Genomic DNA, 6,299 nt, shown 5'->3' with positions numbered 1-6,299 from the left:
ATTAAAGAGACGGTTTTATTAGATTAATTCATAAGCCTGACTTTCTTTATACATTTATAATTGTTTCTTCAAATGTAATAATTGGCTCTACAAATTCCATCATAATGAAAGCATTTTTAATGCGTCTTGGTGAACTACCCACCACTTAGTACCCCTTACGAGCTTACCTCGAGTAGGGGCTTCTCGGTTCATCGCTACTTTTGATAGCTAACGAATTTGTCCTAGGACAGCCGAGCTAACTCCCTTGTTCCAAAGATTATTTTATTACTATTTATGCCAACACTAATAAGCGGATGGCTTCCTTTTTGATATTGATGGCTGCATTATAATCACGGCCAATTGTGAGTCCACACAAACACGCATACGTGCGTTCACATAATGGCATTTCTTTTTTATTTCCACAATTACTACACATCTTTGTAGAAGGAAACCATTTATCTATTTTTACAAGCTTTTTTCCTTGTTCTTGTAGCTTATATGCTAAAAATGTCGTGAACATCCTCCAACCGTTGTCCGCTACACTCTTACCAAATCTAAATGCTCGTGACATTCCTTTCATATGTAAGTCTTCGATTGCTACAACGTCAAAACTCGTAGCTAATTCTTTAGACTTATAAGGAGACTTCTTTCGGATAATATGTTAAAACTTCTTTTTATTCTGCACACATAGACAACAAATATTTTTTGATAAATAAAACTAAATATTCACTAATATCCCTTTACGTGGTTTAATATATATAATAAAAAATATTTCTGTCTTTAATGAGGAGGTACTATGAAAGCAAACGTAGGGGATACTATACTTTTTCAACGAAACAATTTAAAGATTACGGGATCTGTACTAAAACTTTATACTGAATCGGTCTTAGTTGAAATTACAGATGTAAGCGGTGGTACTTTTGAATTTGATCGAACAATTGTAAATCATAAAAACTATAAAATATTAAATACGAATACATAAAACAACACAAAATAGCCCCTGCTCACCAGCAGCGGCTATTTTATATGAAAATACTTCATTAGTTTATATATCCTAAAACATTAACAATCTTACTCGCTTTTAAATTGTTAATATGATAATAAATTTCTAAACCTCTTCTCTCTGCTCGTAACACTTTACCCTTCATTTTTGATAAATGTTGCGAAACAGTCGATTGTGGAATATTTAGTAATTCTGTTAATTGCGTTACATTACAAGTTTTTCTTGTACTTAATTCATTTACAATTTGTAAACGGATTGGGTGCGCCATAATTTTTAAAATATCTACATCTTCTTCTGAAACTAAACTTTTTCTCATTTCACTCGTATATGTTGTCATAAGACATTCCCCTTTTATATGAATTCCTTTTATTTTGATCTATTTCCAAAATATTTAAAACTCTGACAAGAAACCTTTATATAAAAATAATAGAATTTTAAATTTTTGAAAACAGAATGAAATACAATTCACTTTATTTATTTGGTACATATACATAATACAATGTTAATATGTGCTCTATGTGAAGTTAGCATAAATTTATAATGAAGATTTTTCAAATCATTCACATGTAACCATTCACTTCCTCATAACACTGTCCAGTGATTTTAACATATTTTAGGCGTTTGTATATACTATCTACAAAATAAATGTTGTTTAGGGGGGATTTCAAATGCCAACAGTACTACAAGAAGAAGTTGAAGAAGCGCGTGAAACGTATGTCAGTCGTATCATATTAGTTAGTGGATCAGCTTTATTTTTAGTAGGTGGTGTTATATCCGCAATTTCGGCTTTTAAAGCTTATAATCGCTTGGAGAATACTCCGCCTTCTACAGATAACTCGTAAATAAAGTGAAACTTTAATCAGTGGGGTTTTCTTCATCCCCACTGATTATTAGCTCCCACCTAAATTCTTTGCTTTCGCTGAATTNNTTACTGTCCATTAAAGCGGGATAAATCATGTAATTTTGAATAACAAATAAATGCCGTCTCTAAAAAGAGACGGCATTTATTTTATCATAAGTTGTTTACTATAAAATCGCAAATAATACTTTGCATTACAATAGAACTTACTTCACCACAAACCGAGTCTGACTACACCCATCCTTCTGCTTCGTTACTTCTAATACAGCTGGCATTGCGTTTTTCAGCTCTTGAACGTGTGAAATGACACCGATAAATCGGCCTGATTTTTGCAAGTCAATTAAGGCGTCCACTGCTTTTGTTAATGACTCCTCATCTAACGAACCAAAACCTTCGTCGATAAACATCGTTTCGATGGAAATACCGCCTTCATACGCTTGAATGACGTCTGCCATTCCGAGTGCTAAACAAAGCGATGCATTAAATTTCTCACCGCCAGATAATGTTTTTACATCACGTGTTTGGCCAGTGTATGCATCGTAAACATCTAAGCCTAATCCACTTTGGCGATTTCTCTTTTCAACTCGCTCACTTCGTTTTAAATAAAATTGTCCATTTGATAATTTACGTAAGCGTTCGTTTGCAATTTGAACAATTTGTTCTAAATACTCAATTAAGATGTAACGTTCAAATGATATACGGCTTTCGTTATCGCCTTTCATTACTTCATATAAGTCAACAAGTTCTTGGAAAGCTTTTTCTTCCTCATGAATTTGTTCATCAATACGTCTAATATTTTCATGTAAATCAGAAATATATGTTACCGCATTTTGCGCACGTTGACGTTTTTCTTTAATGATATCAAGATTGATTTCTAAATCTTTTATATGTTCACCTAACGCTGTAATATCCATATACTCTTTATCTTTTAATTCAGCACGTAACTCTTCAATTTGTTTTGCAAGTACTTCAAGAGATGAATAATAGCTTTGAATTTCTTTTTGTAACATATCCATCTCAGCATCACTTAATTTGGCTTCTTTATACGTAGATTGATCTATAAATCCGCTCTGTTCAAGCTCTTTCATAAAGCGCGCGAAGGTCTCTTCTTTCTTCAATTTTGCACTTTCATATTGATTAGAAGCACCTTCTTGTTCTGCTTGAATACGTATATTTTCATTTTGCCAATGTTGATACGCTTCCTGTACTTTCTTCCATTCGTCTTCCATTAAATTGAGTTCATGCACAGCTTGGTCAAACTGGATTTTCCAAGCTTGTACTGTTTGTAAGCTTTCAGGAATATTTTTCTTATCATGTTCATATGACGTACGAAGCTGCATACACTCCATTTCTGTACGGTGCTGCTCTATTTCTATCTCACGCTTTTGCTTCTGAATTGTATCTACTTTTTCTTCTACGTTTTTTAAATTCACAGCTGTTTGCTTACGCGTTTCTTCGCTTGCTTTTAATATATTTACTTCAGTTGCTAATTGTTTTCCCTTTTGAACAAGCGCACTATATGTTTCAGCTAATTCTTCTGAGCGATAGCCTCGCTTCTTAACCTCTTCTATTACTTGCTCATATTGAAGATGATAGAAATTCCATTTCTCCTCTACTTGCACATGTAATTTTTCAGCAATGTTCTTCTTATCTCTTAAATCATTTAACTCTTTTTCGTCAATCGCATCACTTTGCTCTGTAGCTTTTTTCGGATGGTTCGTGCTGCCACATACTGGACAAGATTCACCATCATGTAAATGAAGAGCTAATATACCAGCTTGTTCACTTAACCAGCGACGTTCCATATTTTCATATGCGTTCACTGCCAGTTGCATGTTATTATATGCCGCTTCTTTTTCTTTCTCGAATTTTTGTTTTTCTTGCCAAACATCATATGCTTGCTTTAAAACTTTTGCATCTTCTCGCATATTCGTTAGTTCTTCTACTTTAGCTACGTATTGTTCAAGTGCTCGTTCTAATTGCTGTAATTCATCAGACATTAGCTGTTTATGATTTGTATACACTTCTAATTGTTGCTCTAAATTTTGCATACTTGCTTTTAATTTCCCTACTTGAACTTCTGCATTTTGTAAATTCAATTGTTTCTCAGCTAATGATGCAATAATCGGTTGTAACTCTTCTAATCTTTGAACGAGTTTTTTTGCATTTTCTCTCTCAGGCTCTTTATTCTTTACCTCTTTATATTTCTCCTGAGCAAGTTCGAAGCTCTTCGTTATATTTTCTTTTTTGGCGATTATTTGTTTTAACAAACTTTCAACCTTCTGCTCATTTTGCATTGCTTCTTCGTACCACTGTTCAAATGGTAATAAGCGCTTCGCTTGTTCCGCACGTTTAAAAGATGTTTCTTTCATTTCAATCACTGTACGGTTTTCTTGTAAAGTATTATATTTCTCATTCTTTTGTTGTAAATCTATAAATTTCTCATTTACAGATTTCGCTGCATGAAAACGTGTTTCAGCATCCTTTAATTGTTTCGTTTGAACATCTTGTTCTACTTGTAATTGCTCCACCTCTGCTTTATACGCAGCTGTCTCTTGTTCTAATGCCTCTACTACTTGATGCGTATTTACATGGTCTTGTTCCACTAATGTCTCTAATAATGATCCATCACGAATTGGTAATTTAAAAACATTACGGAAATATAACTCTCGCTCTTTCTGTTTTTCTTGTAAGACGTCTTTCCATTGTTTTCGTTTTTGATCAAGTAACTCACGCATTAACTTATAACGATCTGTTTTAAAAATACGACGCAAAATTTCTTCTTTGTTTTCTGTTTCAGATGTTAATAATTTTCGGAATTCCCCTTGTGGTAACATTACAATTTGGCTAAACTGATGTTTACTTAAACCAATTAAATCTTCCACTTTTTTATTTACATCCGTTACATGGAAACGATCAACAGCTGGAACCTGCTCATCATCAATCACTTCATATAATTCTACTGCATGTCCCGTAATCGTCTTGTTCCCTTGTTTTTTATGTCCAAGTTGGCGTTTTATTTCATAACGCTTCCCTTTTAGCTGAAAGGTTAGTTCTACACTTGTATACACGTTATCATCAGCAAATTGACTACGAAGCATGCTCGTATCACTACGTTCTTCTCCGCTTGCCTCACCATATAATACATAACAAATCGCATCAAAAATCGTAGTCTTTCCAGCTCCTGTATTCCCAGAAATGGCGAAAATACGATGATCTCCAAGATCGTTAAAATCGATTACTTCTTTCTGTTTATATGGGCCAAATGCCGTCATAATAAGCTGAATCGGTCTCATCCTCGTTCACCTTCCCGTTCTTGCACTGTTTGTAATACTTCTACAAATAGACGTTCTTTCTCTTCTGATAACTCTAAGCCTTTCATTTCTTTATAAAAAGCCTTTAATAGTGATAAATCATCCATTTTATGTCTTGAAACAGTTACTTCATTTGAATCTGTGAATTCTCGTCTTTGAATAGATCTTTCAACATGCATTGCATTTGGATATACAGAGCGTATTTTTTCCATTGGCTGCAAGACAGGATTTTCATCTAATAATTTTACAAACACGTAATCTTCACTTACTGGATGTTGTAATAATTCATCTATTTTCGCTTCTACTGTTCGCATTTTACGGCGTGGTGTAAGTAACCTTTTTTCAATTGTTACTTCACCTTGCTCGTCCAATTCCACAATATAATATCCTTTTTTATGTTTTTCTTCAGAAATAGAATATGCAAGTGGAGAACCTGAATATCGAATTGTCTCATTACGTACGAAATGCGCTTGATGTAAATGTCCAAGCGCTGTGTAATGAAACTTATCAAAATAATGACTATTTACATATTCAGCACCCCCAATTGAAAGTGGTCGTTCTGCATCACTTGTATTCTCCTCCGCTTCGCCCGCAGAAGTTACAAATGCATGACCAACAAAGACATGTCTAGCTTCTTTATCCATCGTTTCAGAAAGCTCATTCATAAAAATACGCATCGCATCATCATGAGAACGTACGTCTTCATTTTTCAATACATGTCTCACTATGCTTGGATCCGCATAAGGAACGAGATGAAAGTGAACCTCGCCATATTCATCATTTAATATAATTGGCTCATATGGAAATTGAAATTGTCCCACAATAAATAATCCTTGTTTCTTCATTAAACTACTACCAAAATGAATACGATCTGGACTATCATGGTTTCCTGCGACTGCAATAACTGGCGTTTGTAAATCAATGACTATTTTTTGTAAAACATCATTTAATAAGTCTACTGCTTCTGTAGGCGGAATTGCTCGGTCGTATAAATCCCCTGCAATAATTACGGCATCTGGTTTTTCTTCCTCAACTGCTTGCACAAACTGATCTAATACAATCTTTTGATCTTCAGTCATATACACGCCATGAACAAGCTTTCCTAAATGCCAATCCGCTGTATGAAATAACTTCATATTTTCCT

5 protein-coding genes and 1 pseudogene are annotated in these 6,299 nt (G+C 34.1%); 2 read left to right on the top strand and 4 right to left on the bottom strand.

What is annotated here, in order from left to right; all coding sequences use genetic code 11:
* Positions 1-271: 271 nt before the first annotated feature.
* Positions 272-616: pseudogene (locus COL05_RS25650) on the bottom strand (RNA-guided endonuclease InsQ/TnpB family protein); the annotation flags it as partial.
* Between the two features lie 159 nt (positions 617-775).
* Here COL05_RS25650 and COL05_RS25645 point away from each other — a divergent pair.
* Positions 776-961: a YkvS family protein gene (locus COL05_RS25645; protein WP_000646788.1), complete on the top strand. Its 186-nt coding sequence runs from the start codon at positions 776-778 to the stop codon at positions 959-961.
* A gap of 58 nt (positions 962-1,019) precedes the next feature.
* Here the strand turns inward: COL05_RS25645 and COL05_RS25640 are convergent, their stop codons facing one another.
* Positions 1,020-1,319, bottom strand: a complete 300-nt coding sequence (locus COL05_RS25640) for an ArsR/SmtB family transcription factor (RefSeq protein ID WP_000214797.1) — start codon at positions 1,317-1,319, stop codon at positions 1,020-1,022.
* Positions 1,320-1,650: 331 nt separating this feature from the next.
* Between COL05_RS25640 and COL05_RS31545 the strand changes: the two genes are divergently transcribed.
* Positions 1,651-1,824 (top strand): hypothetical protein, encoded by a 174-nt coding sequence (locus tag COL05_RS31545; RefSeq protein ID WP_098670628.1) that lies wholly within the window; start codon positions 1,651-1,653, stop codon positions 1,822-1,824.
* Positions 1,825-2,047: 223 nt separating this feature from the next.
* Here COL05_RS31545 and COL05_RS25630 read toward each other — a convergent pair whose 3' ends face one another.
* Both COL05_RS25630 and COL05_RS25625 read right to left on the bottom strand, forming a co-directional pair.
* Complete coding sequence (locus tag COL05_RS25630; protein WP_098670627.1) at positions 2,048-5,137, bottom strand: AAA family ATPase; 3,090 nt, start codon at positions 5,135-5,137, stop codon at positions 2,048-2,050.
* Positions 5,134-6,291 (bottom strand): exonuclease SbcCD subunit D, encoded by a 1,158-nt coding sequence (locus COL05_RS25625; RefSeq protein WP_098670626.1) that lies wholly within the window; start codon positions 6,289-6,291, stop codon positions 5,134-5,136. The genes COL05_RS25630 and COL05_RS25625 overlap by 4 nt, the downstream gene beginning before the upstream one ends.
* Between the last annotated feature and the right edge of the window lie 8 nt (positions 6,292-6,299).

Source organism: Bacillus sp. AFS059628 (assembly GCF_002571225.1).
GTDB lineage: Bacteria > Bacillota > Bacilli > Bacillales > Bacillaceae_G > Bacillus_A.
The sequence above is the reverse complement of the archived record's forward strand: the minus strand, read 5'-3'. Positions and strand labels throughout refer to the sequence as shown.

Bases quoted from the DNA above. Each gene is read 5' to 3' on its own strand.
- COL05_RS25645 (WP_000646788.1), top strand. From the start codon at position 776: ATGAAAGCAAACGTAGGGGATACTATACTTTTTCAACGAAACAATTTA.
- COL05_RS25640 (WP_000214797.1), bottom strand. From the start codon at position 1,319: ATGACAACATATACGAGTGAAATGAGAAAAAGTTTAGTTTCAGAAGAA.
- COL05_RS31545 (WP_098670628.1), top strand. From the start codon at position 1,651: ATGCCAACAGTACTACAAGAAGAAGTTGAAGAAGCGCGTGAAACGTAT.
- COL05_RS25630 (WP_098670627.1), bottom strand. From the start codon at position 5,137: ATGAGACCGATTCAGCTTATTATGACGGCATTTGGCCCATATAAACAG.
- COL05_RS25625 (WP_098670626.1), bottom strand. From the start codon at position 6,291: ATGAAGTTATTTCATACAGCGGATTGGCATTTAGGAAAGCTTGTTCAT.